Source organism: Halapricum hydrolyticum (assembly GCF_025517535.1).
Lineage (GTDB): Archaea > Halobacteriota > Halobacteria > Halobacteriales > Haloarculaceae > Halapricum > Halapricum hydrolyticum.
The window spans coordinates 34,619-56,261 of record NZ_JAOPKC010000005.1 but is presented as its reverse complement, the minus strand read 5'-3'; the positions used below and the strand labels follow the sequence as shown (position 1 = coordinate 56,261).

The following is a 21,643-nucleotide window of genomic DNA, read 5'->3' as shown; positions in this document are numbered from 1 at the left end:
TACGACGAGAGCAACTAGACGGAGATACGGGGCCCGGACCACTGTCACACGCTCCATGGCCCCGCCCCCCTTTGTACACCGGAACCTGTCCACGGAGAGTCGATACCAGGCCAATATCGCGCGATCCGTAGCACTCAAAGTCTCGCGGGTACTGCATCAGTCTGGCGGCAGACGGTTACGACTGCCCGCCATGGTACACTCGGTCCTCACGGACCGTTTTCGACGGACACCGCGACTGATACTGCTGATTGTACTAGCCTGAAAGTATACGGCGTGCCGATTGACAACCGTTATGATGACTATTCAATCGTCGGATGGATGCCAGAGCGAACGGACGACCGGCCTCGCAACGGCACGCCCGACAAGACCCGTTCCAACAACGATGGTTATGAATCCAACTGTTGGCCAAACGGCATCGTTACTCTCACTCACAACCAGAAATCCGATAATGGTCAATTGCACACCAGCGAAGGCAAGTGATGTTTCTTCATTCATTGATAAATCACGTTGTTGTGTCAGCTTCCCCTGATCCTACAGCAATTTCATCTTCCCATAGAATAGTGCAGTTTTCCAGGTCCATCGTTATACCAACTGGCCCTATACCTGTTGAAGCTTCAGCATCGACTGGTCCGGGTAGATTTGTTAGATTGATGAATGGAGTGACGCTTCACCTCCGACCACGATGAGTCGGGGTACTCACGCTGTTCTCCTTATAGAAGGACTTTTTATCTCAACACGCTACTTTCGAAAATTTCGAGATGGAAGCCTCGCACTTCAGCGCCGGGGGGATGTCAAATCACCACCGACCCCAATCTGGTACTGCTGGCTGTGACAGTTCGAAAGAATTCGGCCCCCGAGGTGTCGAATATCTTTACGAATGTGCAGACAGCAGTATGAAAGGGAGCCCCTAGTCCGCCCGGAAGCCTTCGAGGACACCCTGTCCGTCAGTAACGCCGATGTCCGCGAGCGTCGCCCGCTCGGGGTGGGGCATCAGGACGGCGACGTGATCACCTTCCTCGCCCGTGACGCCCGCGATGCTGTGTTTCGAGCCGTTGGGATTCGCTTCTGGCGTGACGGTCCCGTCGGCTTCGCAGTACCGGAAGAGCACGCGCCCCTCGTCTTCGAGCGTCTCCAGGCGATCGTCGTCGATCTCGAATCGTCCCTCGCCGTGGGCGATCGGGAGTTCGATCACGTCGCCCTCCTCGTACTGTCGCGTCCAGGGCGTGTCGGCGTTCTCGACCCGGACGTGGACGTGTTCGCACTGGAAGCGGGCACTCTCGTTGGTCGTGAACGCACCGGGAGTCAACGAGGCCTCACAGCCGATCTGGGCCCCGTTGCAGATCCCGAGCACGGGCGTGCCAGCCACGGCCGCGTCCCGGACCTCGTCCATAATCGGCGAGTGGGCGGCCATCGCGCCGGCCCGGAGGTAGTCGCCGTAGGAGAACCCGCCCGGCAGGACGATCCCCTCGACGTCCGCGGGCAAGCCATCTTCGTGCCAGACGCGCTCGGCCTCGATTCCGAGCGATTCCAGCGCCTGGACGGTGTCCCGGTCGCAGTTGCTCCCGCCGAACTGAACCACGGCGACCGTCATCGCGGCCACCCCACAGGAGCGTCGTCGAGGAGTGTCTTCGTCGGGCGCGTCATCGTTCCGTCACGTCGACCTCGTAGTCGTGGATCGTCGGATTCGCGAGCAGACGCTCGGCCATCTCCTCGGCACGCTCGCGCGCGTCGGTCGCCGACGCCGCATCGAGGTCGATCTCGAAGCGATCGGCCGACCGGAGGTCCTCCAGTTCGAACCCGAGTCGCTCTAGCGCCTGCTGGGTCGTCTCGGCTTCCGGATCCAGCACCCCGCTCTTGAGGCGCACTGTCACCGTCGCAGTGTAGCCAGTCATTACTGAATCGGCCGTGTCGTCGGGAGAAAACGCTTGTGGATCGGCGTCACAGCGATCGGTGCAAGTCGGTACTCGGTCGACCACCGCAGGACGGGCGGTCGCACCGGTGCGTGGTTACAGAAATACAGGAGAAAGCCCACGACTTCAGTCGTGTGGAGGACGTCAAACCGGCCACCGTCACTCTCCGTCGATGTCGACCACGAGCACCGGCACGTCGGCGTTCTTGACGACGCGCTCGGTGACGCTGCCCAGCGTCGCGATCCGATCGCGTCCCGTGCGGCCGTGCGTCCCCATCACGATCATGTCGATCGGCTCCTCGTCGGTGTACTCCAGGATCGACTTGTAAGGGATCCCGCGCAGTCGCTCAGTGGTGACCTCCGCGCCGTGGTCTTCGATCCGGGTGACGGCGTCTTCGATCGCCCGGTCGCCCTCTTCCTCCAGCGACGCGATGACCTCGTCTTTGGCGTCTTTCGAGGCCGCACGGTAGAGGCGCTCGTCGATCACGTAGAGGACGTGGACGAGTGCGTCGTTGTTCCGGGCGATCGCGCTCGCGTGATCGATCGACTTCGCGGTCCCCTTGCTCCCGTCGGTCGGCACGAGGATGTGATCGTACATCACCCACCTATTCGGGCGCCCCCATCATAGTTGTACGTGAACATGCCACTCGGGTGTCTCCCGGTCTCCGCTACGTCGACTCGGTCTCTTCCTCTTTGAGGTCCTCGAGTTCGGATTCGACTTCCGACTGATTGATCTCCGCCTCGACGTCGACGTCTTCGACGTCAGCCGCCGCTTCATCGCCGGCCCCGTCTTCACCCGGAGACGCAGCAGTGCTGTCGGCCGACTCCGTTTCGGCCTCGGAGTCGCCCATCTCGGATTTGAGCGTCTCCAGTTCGGACTCGACTTCGCTGTCGGTGCCCAGTTGCTCCAGTTCTCGATCGATCTGGTCCTTGTCGGAGATGACGTCCTCGAACGCACCCGTCTCCTGGAGTTCGTCCATCGCCTGGGCGCGTGCCTCCATGTCTTCGGTGCGCTCCTCGGCCCGTTCGATCGCACGCCCGACGTCCTCGAACTCGTCGCCGGCACCGGTCATCGCCTCGCTGACCTTCGAGGACGCTTCGGCGGCCTCGTAGCGCGCCTTCATGGTCTCCTTTTTGGTCCGGAATTCCTCGATCCGGCTCTGCAGGGTGTTTTTCTGCTCGACGAGTCGGTCCTGCTGTTGCTGGAGGTCGCTGATCTGAGTCTCCAGTTGCTCGATCTGGTTCATCTTCTGTTTTTTCTTCTCGAGGGCTTTCCGGGCCAGATCTTCGCGATCCTGTCTGACCGCCTCGCGAGCCTGGTCGTTGTGTTTTTCGACGTTCTGTTCGAGACGGCGCTTCTGGATCTCCAGACGCTTCTTCTGAGTCGTCAGATCGGCGATCCCCTGTTTGACGTCCTGTAGCTGATCGCGGAGCTGTTCGTAGGAGTAATCGAGTGTCTCAGCCGGGTCTTCAGCCCGGTTGAGGAGGCTGTTGACCTTCGACCGGATGATATACGACGCGCGCGAGATGATTCCCATGCTCGTCGTTTGGGGGTGGCCACCCTTAAATCTCTTACACGATCAGCCGAGCTGTGCGTGCTCGAACCGCCAGTAGCTCAGCGCCAGCGGGAAAACGACCCAGACAGTGAGAGTGGCGAACATCTGTGCGAGTGCCGTTCCGATCACTCGCGTCCTGCAGGCGATGGCGAGCCCCGGGTTCCAGCAACATCTCCTGCGAACCGAAGGATGGCTTCTTCCCCGGAAAGACGTGTTCGACTCCGCTGCAGCCGACGAGACGCTGGGTGTACACGCGGAGATGCTTCGACTCGTCGGCGAACACGCGCTGCCAGGCCCCTACACCTCTGTCTGGGAGAGCCAGGCCTCGTCGATTGCGACGCACGTCAACGCCGTCCTCTCACGCGAGCAATCCCCACAGGCAGGGCTCGAATCGCTGGCGTCCGAACTCCGGCGCATCGAACGGAACGTCTGATACTGCCGGCGATACGTTCGGAACGATAGTCGGCACGCCGTCGGATTGAAGCGCGACGAAGGCAAGGCATCCGTATGGCCGATCGCGTTCCGATACCGGGTGGTCGCGACGTTCGTGCCGTCAGAGACGGCCCCGAGAACCCAGAGTCGATCGTCGTCGCGTGCCCGCCGCATCCACGGCAGGGCGGTTCGAGAGCCGACAGCCGATTGACCAGCGTCGCCGACGCGCTCGGGGAGCGGTCGATTGCGACGCTACGGTTCGATTACGGGCCCTGGGACGACGGGCGTGGTGAGGTAACCGATGCGGTCGCCGTCTGTCGATGGGCGCGCGATCGATACGATCGCGTCGGGCTGTTCGGCTACAGTTTCGGCGGCGGGGTCGCGATCCTGGCCGCACCCGAGGGCGGACCCGACGCGCTCTCGGTGCTCGCGCCCGCGGCGACGGTCGGCGATCGCGACGTCGCGGCGGCCGTCGGCGACGTCGACGTGCCGCTGCAGGTGGTTGTCGGCGAGCGCGACGAGACCGTCAAGTGGCGACACGTCCTCGAAGCCGCTCGTGAGCGCGGTGCCACCGTCGAACGCGTCGGCGGCGACCACTTCTTCGCCGGCCAGCGCGACCGGATCGCCGAGACGGTCGCGTCGTGGCTAGCAAGCGAACTCGCATAGCGGCGATCGGACTTGGCACTCACGACTCACAATCTATCCATAGCGATTCCGTTCACCGCATCTGTGAAGTACCCCGCGCACGGTGGCGCGGGGCGTCCGTGTTTACTCCGGCACTGCTGAGGCAACGGACTTGAATTCCCCCCGCGCTTGACTCTGAGAGTCGTGCGCCGACGTTCCGTGTCGGTCAACACCCGAACCCGAGCTGGGTCCGTGAGAGTCGGGGCCTCCACCAGCCCCCGATGCCGCCCGTCTCACCGTTCACACGCGTGGAAGGGTGTCGAGAGACGGCACAGTTCCATACTGCTCGTCCAGCCACTCCTGCACAACGCACACCGCCGCTTTCCTATCTGCATGGTCCTGGAACCACATTCACGGCACTTGAACCGCTTCTTGTGCCGATTTGCCCGCTCTGTATGCTGACACGCAGTACGCGGGCATCGCTGACTCGTATACTCCGGGTCAACATCGTCTGATGGAATCCCCAACCACGCCGCCTTATACGAGATGAATTCTCACAACTTGGCGAACGGAAGGCTAGCAAGCGACGGTTCATCCCGACCTGCTCGATGTCAGGCGGGTCCAGAGCCGGGACGGTACCGTCGAAAAAGCGGTGGTCGTCGACGCGGTCCGGAAAACGCGTCGCCGTTCCCCTACAGCGCGTCGAGGAGGTTCAGGTAGCCGCTGCCGTAGAACGTCTTGTCGTAACCCTTGGGGACATCGGCGGCTCGCTTGAGCGCTGACTCGACTTGGCTGGCGTTGTAGTTCGGGTTCGCGCTCTTGACCAGCGCCGCGGCGCCGGCGACGTTCGGCGCGGCCATCGAAGTGCCGGCCTTCCAGCCGTAGCCGGGCACCTGGGTATCGGGTTCGTCGTCGCCGTCGGTGTCCTCATAGGTAAACACCGTATTGAATACGAGGTCGTTGAACCACGGAACGCCGGTTCCAATGGCGTCGGAGTCAGCATCACCGCCCGGCGCAGCGAGTGTGACGGCGTTGGTGCCGTAGTTCGTGTAGAACGCCGGGCTCTCAGGCGGGGCGGCGAGATCCGTCACCTCGCCGTCGCCATCGGCGTCCCAGCCGTAGCCGATTGGGCCGGTCGCAGATACCGACAGCGCCTGTGCCCCCTCGTTCGGCAGGCTGATGAAGTTCTTGTCGTGCTGGAGGTCGGCGCTGTCGTTCCCGGCAGCGATGACCAGCAGGGTTCCCTCCTTGTTCGCGTAGGTCATCGCGCTGTTGAGCACCTTCCCATAGAACTCGCCGAGGCCCTGCCGCGGGACCGGATACGCCCCCAGCGAGAGATTCGCCACGTCCGCGTCGATGTTCGCGCTGTAGACGACCGCCGCGAGGATGTCAGCGAACGACGCGGTCGGCCCGGAGAACACGCGGCAGTCCACCAGGTCGGTCTTTGGTGCCGTGCCGTTGACCCCTATACCGCCCCCGTTGTCTGCGGCGACGATGCCAGCGACGTGGGTGCCGTGGTCGTCGCCGCCGACGGGATTGTGGTCGCCGCCGTCGTCGGTGAAGTTCCGCGAGAGATCGAGGTTCAGCGGTCCGGCGAGGTCCGGGTGGGTCTCCAGTACGCCGGAATCGATGACGGCGACGCGTGTGCCTTCACCCTCTGTCGTCTCGTGGGCCACTGGGACGTTCAGGGCAGCCTTGTCCCACTGCAGGAAGTCACCGGGCTGGCCCTCGTAGTCCGAGGCGTCGAAGGACGGCACCTCCGCGTTCACCGGCGGCTCGTTCAGTTCGAACTCGACGTCCGGCGCGAATCCTCGCACCCCCCTCGACGACTGCAGCGCTCCCTCAGTTCCGGAAACGGCTGCCAGGTCGGTCCCCGGCATCTCGTGGACCACCTCGATGCTCTTCGGCAACCCGCGCCCCTTGGTTTGGACGATGAACCGGTCCGTCGAAGTCGCCGCCGTAACCGTAGTCCCGACCGCGATCCCCCCGAGCAATGCTCCGCTTATCTTGAGAACGTCTCGTCTGGTACTGTGTACCATGATGTCACTTGAGAATCATGTGGGCATAAGCGTTATGTATGGGGGCCAATCTTTCCGGTAGAACAGGCTTCACATCGAGGCGATCATTATCGTGGTCGTCTGGGAGTTCAGAAAATCAAGCGGTCTAAGGGGAAAGTCGGGACCAGAGGCGAGCGCAGGACACGACGACCAGTCAAAGACCGAAGCCGAACTCGTCTATCGTCTCAGCTGGTTCTTCGAGGGAGACATCCAAGTCATTACGCAGTTGATGACGCTCGCCTGCCAGATTCATCTGCGGACAGACGAGACCGAAGCCTCTAGGACCTCTCAGAGTACCCTCCATTCGACCGGAACTAACGACCGTTCTCGCACAGACCATAGCAGGAGACCTTCTTTGACGTGGGCTCACCTTCCCTCGCAAATGTATGGAGAGAAAGCTGGGCTCGGCAATCAGAGCCGTTCGCGGACGGTCTCGAGGACATCCTGCCGGACGGTGTCGGGCGGCCGTTCGGCGTCGATCCGGACGAACCGATCGGGCTCGGTCTCGATTAGCCGTTCGTAGTTTGCGGCGACCGACCGGAGATAGTCCGTCTGTTCGAACTTGTTGGTCGCACCCGCTCGCTCGGCTCCGACGGCCGGCGAGACGTCCAGATAGATCGTCAGATCCGGCGGGCGCGTCCAGGGGTCGTGGATCTCGCGGACGAACGCGAGCGGATCATCCAGTTCGGGGTGGTCAGAAAGCGTCGCACCCTGGTAGGCGTACCGTGAGTCGGCGTAGCGGTCGGAGATCACGACATCGCCCCGGTCGAGCGCGGGCCGGACGACGCGCGAGAGGTGGTCGGCGTGATCGGCCGTGTAGAGGAACAGTTCGGCGAGCGGATCGGCGTCGTCGTCGGCGATCGAGCGGGCGACGGCCTCGCCGTACCACGACTCGGTCGGTTCGCGCGTGAACGTCGTCTCGACGCCCAGCCCGGCGTCTCGAAGCGCCTCCCAGGCACTCGTTTTGCCGCTGCCGTCGATTCCTTCCAGCGTGACGAGCATATCCGCACCTCGCGGCCCCGGCCCGTAAACGCCGCGCTTGCCCTCGTAGTGAGTACTGTAAGTCTGTTCCAGGTCGACCGCACGATGTAGTGCGGTCGCACCGGTAAATCGTTACAGTAATCACTATCAGCCCGGGCGGTCACATCCGTGGACGGTTTCAACGCCCGGCGACCGAACCGGTTGCGGCAGGGATTTATCAAGGATCCGACCTTGTATATCGACATGCGCGTCCTCGTAACCGGCGGTGACGGCTTCGTCGGCCGTCACCTGTGCGCCGAACTGACCGATCGCAACCACGACGTGGTGAGCCTCTCCCGGGATCCGGACCCGTCGGTGTTACCCGACGATGTCGAGACCGTCCGTGGCGACGTGACTGATCCCGATTCGCTGGACGGCGCGTTCGAGGACGTCAACGGCGTGGTCAACCTCGTGGCGCTATCCCCGCTTTTCACGCCCAGCGGTGGCGACAGGATGCACGAACGGATCCATCTCGGCGGCACCGAAAACGTCGTCACAGCCGCTGAAGAGGCGGGCGTCGATCGGATCCTCCAGATGAGCGCGCTCGGTGCCGACCCCAACGGCCCGACACACTACATCCGGGCGAAAGGACGCGCCGAAGAAGTCGTTCGGGAGTCGGACCTGGAGTGGACGATCGTCCGGCCGTCGGTCATCTTCGGCGAGGGTGGAGAGTTCGTCAGCTTCACCAAGCGTCTGAAGAAGCTGTTCGCGCCGGGCGTGCCGATCTATCCGCTCCCTGGCGGCGGGACGCACACGCGATTCCAGCCGATCTGGGTCGGCGACCTAGCCCCGATGCTCGCCGACGCGGTCGTCGACGAGGCACACGCGGGCGAGACCTACGAACTCGGCGGCCCGGAGGTGCTGACGCTCCGGGAGATCACGGAACTGGTCTACGAGAGCGAGGGCCGCTCGATCAAGATCGTCAACCTCCCGATGGGGCTGGCCGGCATCGGACTGAAGACGCTCGGCGTCGTTCCCGGCTTCCCGATGGGGGCCGACCAGTACCGATCGTTGCAGTTCGACAATACGACCGACGACAACGACCTCGACGCGTTCGGGATCGACCCCGGGGCGCTGACCACGTTCGCGGAGTATCTCGAGAGCGACTGATTCCTGAGCCGTGACTCCGCGATCATGTCAGTTAAGCCTCTCTTACCTCGTTGTGTGTTATTTACACACTATCGCTGTTCTTAGAAATGATAGTCGGGCACAAGGCTTTTAATGGTTATACGTTTCTTTTCGCGTCGAGAGACAGCTATGAAGCTCGCGATGATTGGCTTCGGGCAGGCCGGCGGGAAGATCGTCGACAAGTTCCTAGAGTACGACGATCGGACAGGAAGCGGAATCGTCCGCTCGGCCGTGGCGGTCAACACGGCGAAGGCTGACCTGCTTGGGCTCGAACGCGTTCCGGAGGAGAATCGGGTATTGATCGGCCAGACACGCGTGAAAGGTCACGGCGTGGGCGCCGACAACGAACTCGGCGCGGAGATCGCCGAGGAGGACATCGACGAGGTCCAGAGCGTCATCGACAACATCCCGGTCCACGAGATCGACGCGTTCCTCATTATCGCCGGTCTCGGTGGTGGAACCGGGTCGGGTGGATCGCCGGTCCTGGCGAAACACCTCAAGCGGATCTACACCGAGCCGGTGTACGGCCTGGGAATCCTGCCCTCTAGCGACGAGGGTGGGATCTACACGCTCAACGCCGCACGGTCCTTCCAGACGTTCGTCCGCGAGGTCGACAACCTGCTGGTGTTCGACAACGACGCCTGGCGCAAGACCGGCGAGTCCATGGAGAGCGGCTACGAGGAGATCAACGACGAGATCGTCAAACGGTTCGGGATCCTCTTCGGCGCGGGCGAGGTCACCGGCGGCAGTGAAGTCGCCGAGAGCGTCGTCGACTCCAGCGAGATCGTCAACACGCTCGCCTCAGGCGGCGTCTCGACGGTCGGCTACGCTGCCGAGCAGGTAACCGACGATTCGAGCAGCGGGCTGCTCTCGCGGTTCAAGAGTGACGGCGCAAGCGACAGTATGGACGCGGCGAACACGACCAACCGGATCACGTCACTGGTCCGGAAGGCCGCACTCGGCCGACTGACGCTGCCCTGTGAAATCGACGGGGCAGAGCGCGCGCTACTCGTGCTGTCGGGACCACCAACGCAGCTCAACCGGAAGGGAATCGAGCGCGGTCGCAAGTGGCTCGAAGAACAGACCGGCAGCATGGAGGTCCGTGGTGGGGACTATCCCGTCTCCGATTCCTCGTACGTGGCCAGCGTCATCCTGCTGTCGGGCGTCCACAACGTCCCGCGCATCAAGGAACTCCAGCAGGTGGCCATCGAGGCCCAGGAGAACATCGACGAGATCCGCGCCGAAAGCGAAGAAAACTTAGAGCAGTTGGTCGAAGACGATGAAGATGAACTCGATCCCCTCTTCTAAGGGTACGGCGGCACTGGTAGCGCTTTTGATCGCGGCGGCGGCAGTCGTCGGCACTGCCGCGGCTGTAGAGGCGTCTGATATCTCCGCGCCGGACGAGGCGCAGGTCGGCGAGGAGGTCACTGTCGAAGTCACGATCACAGAGCTGTATGAACCCGACAGCGACTGGACGCTCCGGGGAGCGACTCAGCTTGAGAACGTCACGGGCTGGCAGGTGACCCAGACCTACCCGAACGGGACAGCCGTCGAGGAGAGCTACGAAGGCGAATCGGAGTTCGAACTCGAGGTCTCCGACAGCGATAACTTCGAGTCGATCACCGTCTCGATAACCGGCGACGCGCCCGCAGTCGAGACGTTCTCCTATCAGCCACCGCAGTCGTTCGAGGCTGCCGAGCTGATAAAAATGATCGGTGACGGCGAAAGCGCCATCGAAACTGCCGAAGTACACCACTACACCGAGGAGAGCCGGAACGCACGCCAGACCATCGAGAGTGCCGAAGCAGCCGTCAACGACGCGGACAGCGCCGACGCGGAATCTGACCTGCAGAACGCGATCGACTGGTTCAACGAGGGCGAATTCGACCGGGCGGTCAGCAACGCTGAGGACGCCGAACAGACCGCCAAGAACGCCTCCCAGTCCCAGGACACGATGCGACTCCTCCTGTACGGTGTCGGCGTGCTCGTCCTCATCGCGCTGATCGGTGGCGGCATCTACTACTATCGCAGCCAGCGGGACGACTACGACAAGCTCCGGTAATGCACGTCGTCGTCCCGTTCGACGCTCGCGAGCCGAAAACCCGTCTTTCCCCCGTTCTCGACTCCAACGAGCGTCGCGAGTTCGCGCGTGTGATGCTCGAGACCGTCTGTACAGCGATCGCGAAGACGGGTCACGAGCCGACTGTCCTGTCGACGGCCGATCTCGACGCCGAGTGGCCCGTCCGCGTCGACGATCAGCCGTTGAGTGACGCCGTCAACGCGGTGCTTGCGGATCGTGACGGGGCCGTGGCAGTGGTCATGGCGGATCTCGCACTGGCGACTCCCGAAGCGCTGGACCGAGTCTTCGAAGCCGACGGCGAGGTCGTCTTCGTGGCAGGGCGTGGTGGCGGGACGAACGTCGTCCTCGCGCGCCACCCCGACTTTCGCGTGGACTACCACGGCGTCTCGATCCGCGATCATCGCGAGCGGGCCGCCGATATCGGGACCGAAACGACCGCTATCGACTCGTTTCGGCTCGCGACGGACGTCGACGAACCGACCGACCTGGTCGAGGTGTTGCTCCACGGCGAGGGCGAGACGGCCGGCTGGCTCCGAGATCACGCTGTCAGCGTGACGGTCTCCGGCGGACGAGCGACCGTGGAAAGAAGTGAATGAATATGCTCTCGATCCCGTTCCGAGACCGACTCCGCAGTCTGGCCACAGCCGACCGGCTCCTGCAGTTCATCGCGGTCGGGACGATCGGCGCGAGCGTCGACATGTCGCTGCTCGTCGTCTTTCACAGCGTCGTGGGCCTGCCGCTGGTCGTCTCGAAGCTGACGGGCGCGGAGATCTCGTATCTCGTGATGTTCGTCATCAACGAGCGGTGGACGTTCTCGTCGTTCGGAAAGACGTCGCTCCGTGCCCGGCTCCGGCGACTGGGAACGTCGAACGGTGTCCGCCTCGGCGGGCTGGCGACTGCGACGACCGTCCTGGTCGTCCTCACGGAAGTCGCGGGCCTCTGGTATCCACTCGCCAACGCCATCGGGATCGGCGTCGGCTTCTTCGTCAACTACGCCTTCGAGAGCCTGCTCACCTGGCGCGTCCACCGGAACTGATCAGTCGCAGTGATATGCCTGCTTGAAGGCGGGGATCGTCGATACCGGCGTCGAAGGATCGTCGCTGTCACGGCCGCTCGAAAGCAGGGGCGTCGTTGATACTGGCGTGTGGGTTTGTCTCCCAGACGGGCGGCGAACGGAACGCCCTTTGAGGCACTGGTTCGAACGGTCAGTCCTCGATGAATCCTCTCCAGTCGGTCCGGCAGTCCGTGGGAGCGTTGCGTGGCGAGGGTCACGGTCGGATCCTGGTCGCGATCGCGTCGGGCTGGGGACTGCTCGTCGGGACGCGGATGACCTACCCGGTCCTGTTGCCGTACTTCCGGGCGGAGTACGGGCTCTCGCTGTCGGTCGCGGGGCTGCTCGTGACGATCCTGTGGCTCGGCTCGGCCATCGGACAGTTGCCAGGCGGGATCCTGGCCGACCGCTACAGCGAGCGGCGCGTCCTGACCGCCGGTCTCAGTGTCGTCGCAGCCGCGCTGACGGCCGTCGTGCTGGCCCCCGGGCCGACCGTCGTCTTTCTCGCGACCGGACTCGTCGGCATCGGGCTCTCGCTGTATCCGATCGCCCGCATCACCGTCCTGTCGTCGATCTACCCCGATTCGGTCGGGCGCGCACTGGGGATGACGATGGCGACCGGTGACGTCGGACAGACAGTACTCCCGCCCGCGATCGGATTCGTCGCCGCCGGCGCCGCCTGGCAACTCGGCCTGGGTGCGCTCGTTCCGGTCTTTCTCGTACTCGCAACAGTCGTCTGGGTGGTCGTCCCCGACGGCGGCACGGACTCGGGGCGTGACGGGATCTCGGCCGAACTGGCGCGGGACGTGTTCGCGGTGTTGCGCACCCGAACGATGGCACTCGTGACAGTCGTGCTTTTCTTCTACATCCTCGTCTGGCAGTCGTTCACAGGGTTCTATCCGACGTATCTCGTCGAAGTGAAGGGGTTTTCCGAAAGCGTTGCAGGTGCGGTCTTCGCACTGTTTTTCGGCTTCGGCGTCGTCGTGAAGCCGATCGCCGGGACCGCCTACGACCGCTTCGGGATGCGCACGTCGCTGCTTTCCGTGTTGATCGGCCCGGTCGCGGGACTGGCCGCGCTCCCGTTCCTGGACGGTTTTTGGCCGATCGTCGCGCTCACGGCGCTGGTCAGCACGATGCTCGGTTCCGGGGCGATCACGCAATCGTATCTCGCCGACGCGATTCCCGAAGACATCCGGGGGACGGGACTCGGCGTCGTCCGGACGACGGCGGCGTCGCTGGGAGCGCTCGGACCGGTCGCGTTCGGATCGCTCGCCGACCGGGGATACTTCGACGCAGGGTATGTCGTCCTCGCCGGGCTGATGGTGCTCATCGTCGCCCTCACGACGCGGATGCCTCGATCGTCGTAGCGGGGTGGCGGTCGCCACGAGACCGGAAATATCGACCAGTGACGGTACGCTTTTCCCCGTGAGTCGGATATCGTTCGATGTGATTCCAGGGGCCGAGTCCCACGGCGTGAACGTCGACATCGATCGACAGGAGGTCGAGCGCCTGCTGTCGGTCACGCCGGCAGACGTCGAGGCAGCCGACGAGTTGACCTTCGCTCGAAACGTCTTTGTCCCGCTGACGACGGCCTGTCGGTACACCTGCACTTACTGCACCTACTACGACCCCCCGGGACAGGCCTCGCTTCTATCGGCCGAGGAAGTCCGGGATATCTGCCGGACCGGCGCCGAGGCGGGCTGTACGGAGGCGCTTTTTACTTTCGGCGATGATCCCGACGAGCGCTACACAGCGATCCACAGGCAGCTGGAAGCGTGGGGATACGATTCTATCCACGAGTACCTGCGAGCGGTCTCGGAGATCGCCCTCGAAGAGGGGCTGTTGCCCCACGCGAACCCGGGCGATCAGACGCGCGAGCAGATGAGCCAGGTGGCGGACGTGAACGCCTCGATGGGCGTGATGCTGGAGACGACGGCGGACGTCCGGGCCCACGCCGGTCCGCGATCGAAGTCCCCCGGCCAGCGGCTGGCGACGATCCGGACCGCCGGCGAGCTGGGGGTGCCGTTCACGACCGGCATCCTCGTCGGGATCGGCGAGGACTGGCGCGACCGCGCCGAGAGTCTCCTGGCCATTCGGGAGTTGCACGAGCGACACGGGCACGTCCAGGAAGTGATCGTCCAGCCGGTCGTCGAAAACGAGCGCTGGGACAGCGGCTCGCCGGATCTGGCGACGATGCGGCGGGCGACGGCGATGGCTCGTGCCGCGCTACCCCCGGAAGTCAGCGTCCAGTCGCCACCGAATCTCGCGCCCGTCCCCGAGTTGCTGGACTGTGGCGTCGACGACCTGGGTGGCGTCTCGCCGGTCACTGACGACCACATCAATCCCGAGCACGCCTGGCCCGCCGTCGACCGGCTCAGGGAGATCGCAGCCGAGGCCGGCGTCCCGCTGTCGGAGCGGCTCCCGGTGTACGAACGCTATCTCGACGACGGCTGGTGCTCCGATCGGATCGAAACCGCGATCGAGACCGATACCGACGCCGGGAAGCGGTTCCGGGCCGTCCTGGACGACGGTCAGTAGTCGTACCGGTTCGGCTGCGGACCCGTCGTTTCGCTACAGCTCGGACGCTTCTTCCGGTGGAGCCCGATCGGCGTCCGGGTCGTATTCGGCCAGTTCCTGATGCTGGGCCGGCATCCCGAGGACGTACAGCGAGTCGCCGGCCTGCAGCGTCACGCTCGCCTCGGGAAACGGGATCGCCTCGTCGCTTCGCTCGATCAGGAGGACCGCTCCTGGCAGCCATCCGACGAACTCCCCCTCGAGCAGATCGCCGGACGAGACCGTCGTGGTCGTCACCGTCGCCTCACTCTCCCAGACGTGCTCGGCCAGTTCGCGGGCGTCCTCAACCGCGGCCGGGCGCACGAGCAGTCGATACTGTCGGTCGCCGTCGAGTGCGAGCGCGTCGTCGGTATCGACCACGGCCGTCGTCACGTCGCCGTCGGTCGCGCGGACGCTGCCGGTCGCAACCGGCTGGGTCGCGTCGCCGCGGTCGTGCCAGACCTCGACCGGATCGCCCGATCCGACGGATGCGGGCGGATCGGCCTCGATACCGACGGCACTCACACCGGGCGGAAGGCGGGGGCTGAGCCCGCTCGGGCGTGCGCCGACCGCGAACCGCTCGACCGTCCCGCCGAGTGCGACCTCCGCGTGGACGTACTCGACGTCGAAGTCGTCCCGGACGCGTTCGGCGAGCCGATCACCGAGTTGGTCGGCGTCGAGCCGGCGCGGAAACAGCATGGTCCTGTCGGCCAGTCTGGCTCGCGTCGGCTCTCCGATCGGTTCGTAGCCGTCGAGTCGTTCGATCGTGTCCGGGACGGTCACGGACACTGCGAGACTGGCAGCGCGAACGAGCGCCGCCGCTGCCCCGCGGCCGGCCACGTCGTCGATGTCGTAGACGTCACACGCGAGTCGATCGCCGGTCCGGCGACCGGCCTCGGCAGCGATCGCGGCGGTGGCGAACACGCCGAGGACGTACGCGCCACTCGCCCGATGGAACAGCGGCGTCGGGGACACGAGCGGCCCACCGGCCGCCGTCCCGGCGTACAGCCACGCCGAGGGAATCGACAGGCCGGCGAACAGGCCGACACCGAGCGAGAGTCGCCCCCGGCTGTACCACCGGTAGACGAACGCGACGGTGACAGCGACGACGCCGGCGAGCAATCCGAATCCGAGTATCCGGACGAGTGCTCGAATCGTCCACTCACTGACGATCGCCAGCGGGATCACGAGCCATCATCCCCGTGTCGTCTCGCGTCGAAGCGCCTGAGGACGTCGCTTCCCGTCGTTCCAGCGACGAACGCAGTCCGGCCCGGCTCCAGTGCCTCGTGCGCCGGCGCGAACAGCCATCCGCCATCGAGCGCCTCGACCGCGAGCACGTCGACGTCGTCGCTGCGGAGTTCGGTCGGATCTCCCTCGCCGACGAGCACCTTCCGAACGGATCGACCTGCCCGTGAGAGCGCACGGAAGGCTTCGAAGGCGCTCGTCGTCCCGTCCGAGGTCACGACGACGTGGGCCCGGTCCACCCCCAGCAGTTCGCCTGCGTCTGCGGTCGGCACGCCGAGCGTGATGCGCGTCTCGCCACCGGCGGCGGTACCGTCGTGATCAGTCTCCGCCGGACCCGCCCCGACGTCGAGGACGGTCCCGTCGACCGACAATCCGTTCGTGTGAACGACGACGGCGTCCCCGGGCGAGAGCCCGGTCGGCGCGATCGCGCGTACCGAGACTGCTCTGTGGTCCGCCCGGAGTCGCGACGCGAGAGCCTTCGACGGCGGTGCCGCCGCGATCGTCGCCCGGCCCTGCGGGTCGATGTCGACGGAGACGGCCTCGAGATCGTACTCGGTGACGAGCGTCGCTTCGAGACGGGACGCGATCTCCGATAACGGGAGGTCGGCCGGGAAACGCCAGCTATCGTCGGCGATCCGGGTACGGAGCGCCGGCGGCAGCGGCGGATGCCCCTCCAGATCGCGGACCCGGCTGGCTGGCCGCACCGTTACCTGTCCGAGTCCGTCGATCCCGTCGATCGCGTCCGCCGAAAGCGTCCGCTCCGGTCTGACGGCGGCACCCACGTTTCGCGGGAGTGTCCGTGCGATCCGCTCGCCCTGACTCGCGGCGAACACCGACAGCAACACGCCGACGACGAGCACGACCGCGCACCGGGCGGCCAGGTCAGTCTCGAATGCGATCACGTCGGCGTAGGACGCGCTCGCGCCGACCGACGGCAGTGCGAGCAACGCGGTACCCGACGCCGGAACCCCCCGATCGGTGACGGACGTGACTATCGCATGCAGTACCCCCAACGCGATCGCCGGCAGCATGCCGGCGAGCAGTCCGAACGAGATCCCCAACAGGATCTCGACCGCGATATCCCCCATACGACCACGATATCTCTCGTCAACTAAATTAATGTCGATATACATCTGATACAGTAAATTCATCCAACGTTTTAAATACGAAGACGAGGCGATCGGGTGCGTGACAGACACGTATCCAGTCCACGTTCGGACAGTGCCGGCAGTCGACTACCGCTCCCAGACAGCGACGGACAGGCGCCCGGTTTCGACGACTCCCGGAGACGTTCGAACGGGGATCGGCCGCACGAACACGTCAGCCCGTTCCGGTGGGTCGACAGAACCGGCGTCATAGACACTCCCGTCCGGTGCGTACATCGCCTCGCCGTCTGCGTCCCATCCGTCGTCGGTGAGATACGTGACGTCGACGTAGACGTTGAATCCCCGGGGTAGCGCCGAGCGATCGACCGCGTTCGACGGGTTCGATAGCGTCCCGGTGTCGTAGACGCCGTCACGTTCGAGCTGTCCCCAGACGCGTTCCGCCGTCACGTCCGCCGGCGCTCGATCGGACTGTCCGGGCAGCAGATCCATTAGCACACCCCCGTACGTCGTGATCGCGATCGCGATCACCACGACGGCGAACAGTGCCGCGATCGGCTCGGTCTGTCCACGATCACATCGTGAGGAGGACGGCACGGCGCTCACCTCCTCCGACCTCGTAATCGACGACGCGCACGGACAGCGTCTCCCCGGCAGCACGCCACTCCGGATCGACCGAATCGACGCTCGCCAGCGCGGCCGCGACGTCCTCGTCGAATTGCCGCTGCGGTGATCTGGTAGCGTTCGAAGGATACACGTCGGTGAGACGCTCGCCGTGGAGGACGCGTTCGAGTTCCAGGTCGTCCCCGATCGGGACGACGGGACCGTATGCGAGCGTCGCCTTCGTGACGCCGTGCTCGTTTTGCATCGCGATGCGCTCCCCGTCGATCCAGTAGAAGCGAGCGTCGTGGTCGTAGGTCGCGCTCCCCTCGTGGGCGCTGCCGGCGGCGCGGTCGATGGCGTTGGCGGCCGCGTTCGCGTCCGGCGGTGGCCCCGACGGAAACCCGAGCGCGATCCCCATCGCGGCGACGCTCACCAGGGCGACACCCACCCAGACGTACCAGGCGTCGGCCGGTGCTTCCAGATCCATACCGTCGCTGGTCCGGCGATCACATATAAATCGTCACATCAGCTGTCCGACGAGCACGACCGATCCGACGTACAGCGGCATCGCGGTCAGCAGCGATCGGCCGACGCGATAGCCGACCAGCGGACGATCGAGACCGTGCCGGAGTCCGACCGAGAGCGTCGTCAGCACGACAGACATGATGAGGACGTAGACGCCGACGACGAGCCCGAGCGGTTCGGTCGCCAGCGGTTCGGCCCCGAATTGGCCGACTGAATCGGTCGTGCCGATCACGTCCGCAAGCGCCAGCACCGTCCCGGCGATGAGCGGGCCGAAATACGCAGCGGTCGTATCGAGCGTCCCGGTGACCGTCGAGAGCTGGCGCCTGGCCTCGCTTTCGACCTCCTGGAGTTCTTCGAGGTGGTCGGCCATCGAGACGACGGCACGACCGGCGGGCTGCCCCTCTTCGGCCGCGATCGAGAGCAGCGACGCCGTCCCGTGTGCGCGAGCGCTCGGGATGTCCCTGAGTGCACCGTATTCCCCGAAGAACGCCTCCTCGACGGTGAGATGGAGCCGCTTCTGGACGCCGGCGGCCCGTTCGAAGACCGCACCCGTTTCAGCGGGGACGCGATCGCCGGCCTGTCCGAGCGCGGCCTCGACGGCTTCGCCCTCCGAGACCTGACGGCCGACGAGATACAGCGCGTCCGTGAGGTGGGCTTCGACGTTCCGAACGTACTCGCGCACGTCGGTGATCGGGTCGAAATACGACAGCAGAAAGCCCCCGACCCCCATCCCCCCGCCAGCGACGGGCGAGAGATACCCGACGCCGAACAGCGAGGGGACGACGTACCCGATCGCGCCAACGACGGGTCCGATCACGAACGGCAGCCACAGCCGATCGGGCACGTCGGGATGGCTACGATCGACCCGTGGCGGTGGGAAAGCGACCGGGCGTCGCACGAGCAGCCAGACGCTGGCCCCGATCAGCACCGCCGGCAAGACGACGTCGTAGAGGACGACGAACGCCCAGACTGACACCGGCACGCCGGCCATCGCCGCGGCAGGAACCAGTGCGATGGCTGCCATCGGGATCATCACGCCGAACGCGTACAGCCCGGTCGTCGGTCCACGGATCGCGTTCGTGAAGTCGGCCATCTGCTCGCGCGTCCCGTCGAGTATCGCCTCCAAAGACCGATCGAGCGTGCGTGCACGCTCGCCGTCCGGTGCGTTTTCGGCCGTCGAAAGCAGATGTGCGGCTCGTCGCAGCGCCGGGAAATCGTCGGCCCAGTTCTCGGCGAACTCGATCAGCCCCGTCTGGGGCGTTCCCATCGCCCGATCGATACTCGACTGGAGACTGGCAGAGAGCGGTCCCCGACCCGTCTCGGCGGCGAACGCGACCGCCGTCTCGGTGGCCGGGTGGATCTCCATCCGCAAGACGGCACGCCCGATGAGGTTCGGAGCATCCCCCAGTGCCCGGGCGCGCTTGAACGCCGCGAGCAGCGCCGGGAGTTCGTGCACCGCGTGGACCGAGCCCAGTGCCAGTGCGAGCGTTACCAGCACGGCGACCAGTGGCGGCGTGGGCACGGAAGCGAACAGCCCGACGCCCGACACGACGCCGACGATTCCGGCACCGTATCCGGCCCGAACGACCGTCTCCGGGTCGTACGGCGCCTCGATGAACGCGACTGCGTACGCGAGTTCGTCCGACGGCTCCGCGTCGACCGGGGCGAGGAGGGCGAGCAGTTCGATGATGGCCACGAGCATGTTCTCACCACGGGTCCCCGACCGCAGTCGGGCGGTTGGCTGGCTGACCGGTGCCCCGGTTTCCGTAGGCGACGGCGACTTCACGGGGGTCTGTCGTGCCGTCCGCCGCGAGGTCAGCGAGCGACTGCCTGCGTGCGTCGACGAGCGCGACGAGATCGGCGTACTCCTCGGTCGGCTTCGCGAGTTGTCCCACGAGTCGACTCTCACCGCGGCCGATCCGGTCTGTCGACGTCGCCTCGTCACCGATAGGTTCGTACAGCGGTTCGAACCGAAGCTCCCCGTTCTCTTCGACGACTTCCTCGATCCGGGAGAGTCGACGCGTGCGGCCATCAGGTGTCTGATACGCCTGGACGGTCACGACGAGATCCGTCGCGCTGAACGACGACGGCGGCACGTCCAGGTCCGACACCACGCGCTCGTAGACGTCGGCCGCGCCGTCGCCGTGGATCGTTCCGAGGACTGCGTTGGCGTTTGCCCCGACGCGCATCGCCTCGTAGAGGACCTGTGCTTCCTCGCCGCGGATCTCCCCGACGACGAGAGCCCCGTCTCCGAGTCGGAGCGCCGTCCGGAGCGCGTCGACGACGGTGATCTCGGGACCGTCGCCGGTCCCGGTTCGCAACGCCTGTACGTCGCGATCGACTCGCTGGAGCTGTTCGACCGGGAGTTCCGGCGTATCCTCGATGACGACCGTCCGGGTCCCGGGCGCGAGTTCGTACATGAGCGTCCCGAGTAGCGTCGTCTTCCCGGCGCCGCGCGTCCCCGCGATCAGCGTCGCGGCGTTTCGCTCGACGGCCACCGAGAGGAACGCCGCGGCCTCGGCCGTGAGCGTCCCGTTCGCGATCAGCGCCGGAAGCGTGAACGCGTCCTCGGCTCGTTCGCGAAACGCGAAGGCGGCCCCGTCGGCGACTGGATCGGTCACACCGGCGATCCGGATGCCGGTTCCGTTGTTCAGCGACGCCGTGGCGTCGATAGTCGGACTGGCCCGAGAGAACGCGCGTCCGCTCGTCTTTCGCACTCGCGAGGCCAGCGCACCCCCACCGCTCCGGGTCACGTAGACGTTCGAGGAGAGGAGCTCGCCATCGACGACGACCCGGACCGGATTGGTCGTGACCGGCGACGTGACGTACACGTCGGTCACGCGCGGATCGGCGAAAAAGTCCTCCAGGATCCCGTAGCCGCTCGTGTGTTTCTCGAGCACCGCTGTCACGCGCGGGTCGACCGATCCGTCGGCGACGTATTTGATCGCTTCCGAGGCCAGTCGCTGGCCGTCGACCAGTCCCTTCGCGATCGCCTCGTACCCCTCCAGGACGAGCTGGCGTTGCTCGGCGTCGAGATCCGTATCGACGAGATCGAGCGCGTATAGCGGAACCCCCTCGGGTCGATCGTAGACCCGCGCCCGACTGCCCGTCTCCAGGGACGTAACGTCACGGAGTGACGCACGATCCGAGACGCGCCGATCGAGGAAGTAGTGTCCGACCGACAGCCCGACCGTCGGCGACAGCACCGCTTCGTAGTCATCGATTCTTCCGGCGGCGTCGAGCAGCCCGGATCTGCTCGCGATGTTCGCGATCGGATCGACGCGGTCGCGCAGTTCGTCGGCGACCGAAAGCGGATCGGTCACGGCTGTCTCCGACAGCCGGTCGTGGCGATCGCCGAGCAGGTCGACGAACCGGGCCCCAGCGGCCAGCAGGTCGACCGCGCGGTCACTGTAGCCGTACTTCAGGCCGCGGTCGCGGACACTCAGCTCCGTGACGCTACGGTCGACCATCGTCTCGATGACTGTTCGGCGACAGGCCGGTGACGCCGCCAGATCGCCACTGCAGTCCGAGGCGTCGACCCGCAACGTGCCGTCCGCAACCGTCGTCGTGCAGGTGCATGCGGGCGGTTCCCCTCCGGGTAGGATCGGATCCAGCAACGACTCGACACCCAGCGACGCAGCAACGGACCGGGCGGTCGTTCCGGCGGTGCGTCCGGACATACCGCGTGTGGTCTCCCGATCGGATTTAAACTCGCGGGTGGCTGATGGACGCTGAGACGACTCACGATCTAGCAGAG

22 protein-coding genes and 1 pseudogene are annotated in these 21,643 nt (G+C 65.3%); 10 read left to right on the top strand and 13 right to left on the bottom strand.

From position 1 onward, the window contains the following. Positions 1-318 precede the first annotated feature (318 nt). A complete protein-coding gene (locus OB916_RS06875; protein WP_315908554.1) occupies positions 319-480 on the top strand; it encodes a hypothetical protein in 162 nt (53 codons plus the stop codon). Positions 481-907: 427 nt separating this feature from the next. Here the strand turns inward: OB916_RS06875 and purQ are convergent, their stop codons facing one another. From purQ to OB916_RS06855, 4 genes are all read right to left on the bottom strand, one after another. Next, positions 908-1,591 carry a phosphoribosylformylglycinamidine synthase I gene (gene purQ, locus OB916_RS06870; protein WP_315908553.1) on the bottom strand — a complete coding sequence of 228 codons (684 nt, stop codon included), beginning with the start codon at positions 1,589-1,591 and terminating at the stop codon, positions 908-910. A gap of 49 nt (positions 1,592-1,640) precedes the next feature. Beyond that, a complete protein-coding gene (gene purS / locus OB916_RS06865; RefSeq protein ID WP_315908552.1) occupies positions 1,641-1,892 on the bottom strand; it encodes a phosphoribosylformylglycinamidine synthase subunit PurS in 252 nt (83 codons plus the stop codon). A 177-nt stretch (positions 1,893-2,069) separates the two neighbouring features. After that, positions 2,070-2,507 (bottom strand): universal stress protein, encoded by a 438-nt coding sequence (locus OB916_RS06860; protein ID WP_315908551.1) that lies wholly within the window; start codon positions 2,505-2,507, stop codon positions 2,070-2,072. Between the two features lie 70 nt (positions 2,508-2,577). Next, a complete protein-coding gene (locus tag OB916_RS06855) occupies positions 2,578-3,447 on the bottom strand; it encodes a PspA/IM30 family protein (protein ID WP_315908550.1) in 870 nt (289 codons plus the stop codon). 106 nt (positions 3,448-3,553) lie between these two features. On the opposite strand from OB916_RS06855, the gene OB916_RS06850 reads away from it, so the two are divergent. Then, a complete protein-coding gene (locus tag OB916_RS06850) occupies positions 3,554-3,898 on the top strand; it encodes a hypothetical protein (protein WP_315908549.1) in 345 nt (114 codons plus the stop codon). A gap of 74 nt (positions 3,899-3,972) precedes the next feature. Further along, a complete protein-coding gene (locus OB916_RS06845; RefSeq protein ID WP_315908548.1) occupies positions 3,973-4,563 on the top strand; it encodes an alpha/beta hydrolase in 591 nt (196 codons plus the stop codon). 102 nt (positions 4,564-4,665) lie between these two features. Here OB916_RS06845 and OB916_RS17005 read toward each other — a convergent pair. From OB916_RS17005 to tmk, 3 genes and pseudogenes are all read right to left on the bottom strand, one after another. Next, a pseudogene (locus tag OB916_RS17005) lies at positions 4,666-5,105 on the bottom strand (transposase); the annotation flags it as partial. Positions 5,106-5,213: 108 nt separating this feature from the next. Further along, positions 5,214-6,560 (bottom strand): S8 family peptidase, encoded by a 1,347-nt coding sequence (locus tag OB916_RS06835; protein ID WP_315908546.1) that lies wholly within the window; start codon positions 6,558-6,560, stop codon positions 5,214-5,216. Positions 6,561-6,989: 429 nt separating this feature from the next. After that, positions 6,990-7,580 (bottom strand): dTMP kinase, encoded by a 591-nt coding sequence (tmk, locus tag OB916_RS06830; RefSeq protein WP_315908545.1) that lies wholly within the window; start codon positions 7,578-7,580, stop codon positions 6,990-6,992. Positions 7,581-7,802: 222 nt separating this feature from the next. Between tmk and OB916_RS06825 the strand changes: the two genes are divergently transcribed. From OB916_RS06825 to cofG, 7 genes are all read left to right on the top strand, one after another. After that, complete coding sequence (locus OB916_RS06825) at positions 7,803-8,708, top strand: complex I NDUFA9 subunit family protein (protein ID WP_315908544.1); 906 nt, start codon at positions 7,803-7,805, stop codon at positions 8,706-8,708. A 147-nt stretch (positions 8,709-8,855) separates the two neighbouring features. Beyond that, entirely contained in the window at positions 8,856-10,034 is a 1,179-nt protein-coding gene (locus OB916_RS06820) for a tubulin/FtsZ family protein (protein ID WP_315908543.1), read from the top strand. After that, on the top strand, positions 10,012-10,788 hold the full coding sequence (locus OB916_RS06815; RefSeq protein WP_315908542.1) for a hypothetical protein: 777 nt from the start codon (positions 10,012-10,014) through the stop codon (positions 10,786-10,788). Before OB916_RS06820 ends, OB916_RS06815 begins: the two co-directional genes overlap by 23 nt. Beyond that, complete coding sequence (gene cofC, locus OB916_RS06810; RefSeq protein WP_315908541.1) at positions 10,788-11,402, top strand: 2-phospho-L-lactate guanylyltransferase; 615 nt, start codon at positions 10,788-10,790, stop codon at positions 11,400-11,402. Before OB916_RS06815 ends, cofC begins: the two co-directional genes overlap by 1 nt. A gap of 2 nt (positions 11,403-11,404) precedes the next feature. Beyond that, positions 11,405-11,842, top strand: coding sequence for a GtrA family protein (locus tag OB916_RS06805; protein WP_315908540.1), 438 nt, complete (start codon positions 11,405-11,407; stop codon positions 11,840-11,842). A gap of 179 nt (positions 11,843-12,021) precedes the next feature. Further along, positions 12,022-13,224 carry an MFS transporter gene (locus OB916_RS06800; RefSeq protein WP_315908539.1) on the top strand — a complete coding sequence of 401 codons (1,203 nt, stop codon included), beginning with the start codon at positions 12,022-12,024 and terminating at the stop codon, positions 13,222-13,224. Positions 13,225-13,303: 79 nt separating this feature from the next. Then, positions 13,304-14,395, top strand: coding sequence for a 7,8-didemethyl-8-hydroxy-5-deazariboflavin synthase subunit CofG (cofG, locus tag OB916_RS06795; protein WP_315908538.1), 1,092 nt, complete (start codon positions 13,304-13,306; stop codon positions 14,393-14,395). A gap of 33 nt (positions 14,396-14,428) precedes the next feature. Here the strand turns inward: cofG and OB916_RS06790 are convergent, their stop codons facing one another. The 6 genes from OB916_RS06790 to OB916_RS06765 all read right to left on the bottom strand — a co-directional run bounded on the left by OB916_RS06790 (position 14,429) and on the right by OB916_RS06765 (position 21,566). Beyond that, entirely contained in the window at positions 14,429-15,598 is a 1,170-nt protein-coding gene (locus tag OB916_RS06790) for a hypothetical protein (RefSeq protein WP_315908537.1), read from the bottom strand. Continuing rightward, positions 15,595-16,743, bottom strand: coding sequence for a hypothetical protein (locus tag OB916_RS06785; protein WP_315908536.1), 1,149 nt, complete (start codon positions 16,741-16,743; stop codon positions 15,595-15,597). The genes OB916_RS06790 and OB916_RS06785 overlap by 4 nt, the downstream gene beginning before the upstream one ends. Positions 16,744-16,890: 147 nt before the next feature. After that, positions 16,891-17,364: a DUF7285 family protein gene (locus tag OB916_RS06780; RefSeq protein ID WP_315908535.1), complete on the bottom strand. Its 474-nt coding sequence runs from the start codon at positions 17,362-17,364 to the stop codon at positions 16,891-16,893. Beyond that, on the bottom strand, positions 17,333-17,848 hold the full coding sequence (locus tag OB916_RS06775) for a DUF7283 family protein (RefSeq protein WP_315908534.1): 516 nt from the start codon (positions 17,846-17,848) through the stop codon (positions 17,333-17,335). The genes OB916_RS06780 and OB916_RS06775 overlap by 32 nt, the downstream gene beginning before the upstream one ends. Before the next feature lie 33 nt (positions 17,849-17,881). After that, the gene (locus tag OB916_RS06770; RefSeq protein ID WP_315908533.1) at positions 17,882-19,588 is read right to left on the bottom strand and encodes a secretion system protein; all 1,707 of its coding nucleotides are present in this window, start codon (positions 19,586-19,588) and stop codon (positions 17,882-17,884) included. 4 nt (positions 19,589-19,592) lie between these two features. Continuing rightward, positions 19,593-21,566 (bottom strand): type II/IV secretion system ATPase subunit, encoded by a 1,974-nt coding sequence (locus OB916_RS06765; protein WP_315908532.1) that lies wholly within the window; start codon positions 21,564-21,566, stop codon positions 19,593-19,595. Between the last annotated feature and the right edge of the window lie 77 nt (positions 21,567-21,643).

Bases quoted from the DNA above. Each gene is read 5' to 3' on its own strand.
- OB916_RS06800 (WP_315908539.1), top strand. From the start codon at position 12,022: ATGAATCCTCTCCAGTCGGTCCGGCAGTCCGTGGGAGCGTTGCGTGGC.
- cofC (WP_315908541.1), top strand. From the start codon at position 10,788: ATGCACGTCGTCGTCCCGTTCGACGCTCGCGAGCCGAAAACCCGTCTT.
- OB916_RS06765 (WP_315908532.1), bottom strand. From the start codon at position 21,566: ATGTCCGGACGCACCGCCGGAACGACCGCCCGGTCCGTTGCTGCGTCG.
- purQ (WP_315908553.1), bottom strand. From the start codon at position 1,591: ATGACGGTCGCCGTGGTTCAGTTCGGCGGGAGCAACTGCGACCGGGAC.
- OB916_RS06770 (WP_315908533.1), bottom strand. From the start codon at position 19,588: ATGCTCGTGGCCATCATCGAACTGCTCGCCCTCCTCGCCCCGGTCGAC.
- OB916_RS06835 (WP_315908546.1), bottom strand. From the start codon at position 6,560: ATGGTACACAGTACCAGACGAGACGTTCTCAAGATAAGCGGAGCATTG.
- OB916_RS06785 (WP_315908536.1), bottom strand. From the start codon at position 16,743: ATGGGGGATATCGCGGTCGAGATCCTGTTGGGGATCTCGTTCGGACTG.
- tmk (WP_315908545.1), bottom strand. From the start codon at position 7,580: ATGCTCGTCACGCTGGAAGGAATCGACGGCAGCGGCAAAACGAGTGCC.
- OB916_RS06825 (WP_315908544.1), top strand. From the start codon at position 7,803: ATGCGCGTCCTCGTAACCGGCGGTGACGGCTTCGTCGGCCGTCACCTG.
- OB916_RS06875 (WP_315908554.1), top strand. From the start codon at position 319: ATGCCAGAGCGAACGGACGACCGGCCTCGCAACGGCACGCCCGACAAG.
- OB916_RS06815 (WP_315908542.1), top strand. From the start codon at position 10,012: ATGAACTCGATCCCCTCTTCTAAGGGTACGGCGGCACTGGTAGCGCTT.
- OB916_RS06855 (WP_315908550.1), bottom strand. From the start codon at position 3,447: ATGGGAATCATCTCGCGCGCGTCGTATATCATCCGGTCGAAGGTCAAC.
- purS (WP_315908552.1), bottom strand. From the start codon at position 1,892: ATGACTGGCTACACTGCGACGGTGACAGTGCGCCTCAAGAGCGGGGTG.
- OB916_RS06820 (WP_315908543.1), top strand. From the start codon at position 8,856: ATGAAGCTCGCGATGATTGGCTTCGGGCAGGCCGGCGGGAAGATCGTC.
- OB916_RS06775 (WP_315908534.1), bottom strand. From the start codon at position 17,848: ATGGATCTGGAAGCACCGGCCGACGCCTGGTACGTCTGGGTGGGTGTC.
- OB916_RS06860 (WP_315908551.1), bottom strand. From the start codon at position 2,507: ATGTACGATCACATCCTCGTGCCGACCGACGGGAGCAAGGGGACCGCG.
- OB916_RS06845 (WP_315908548.1), top strand. From the start codon at position 3,973: ATGGCCGATCGCGTTCCGATACCGGGTGGTCGCGACGTTCGTGCCGTC.
- OB916_RS06805 (WP_315908540.1), top strand. From the start codon at position 11,405: ATGCTCTCGATCCCGTTCCGAGACCGACTCCGCAGTCTGGCCACAGCC.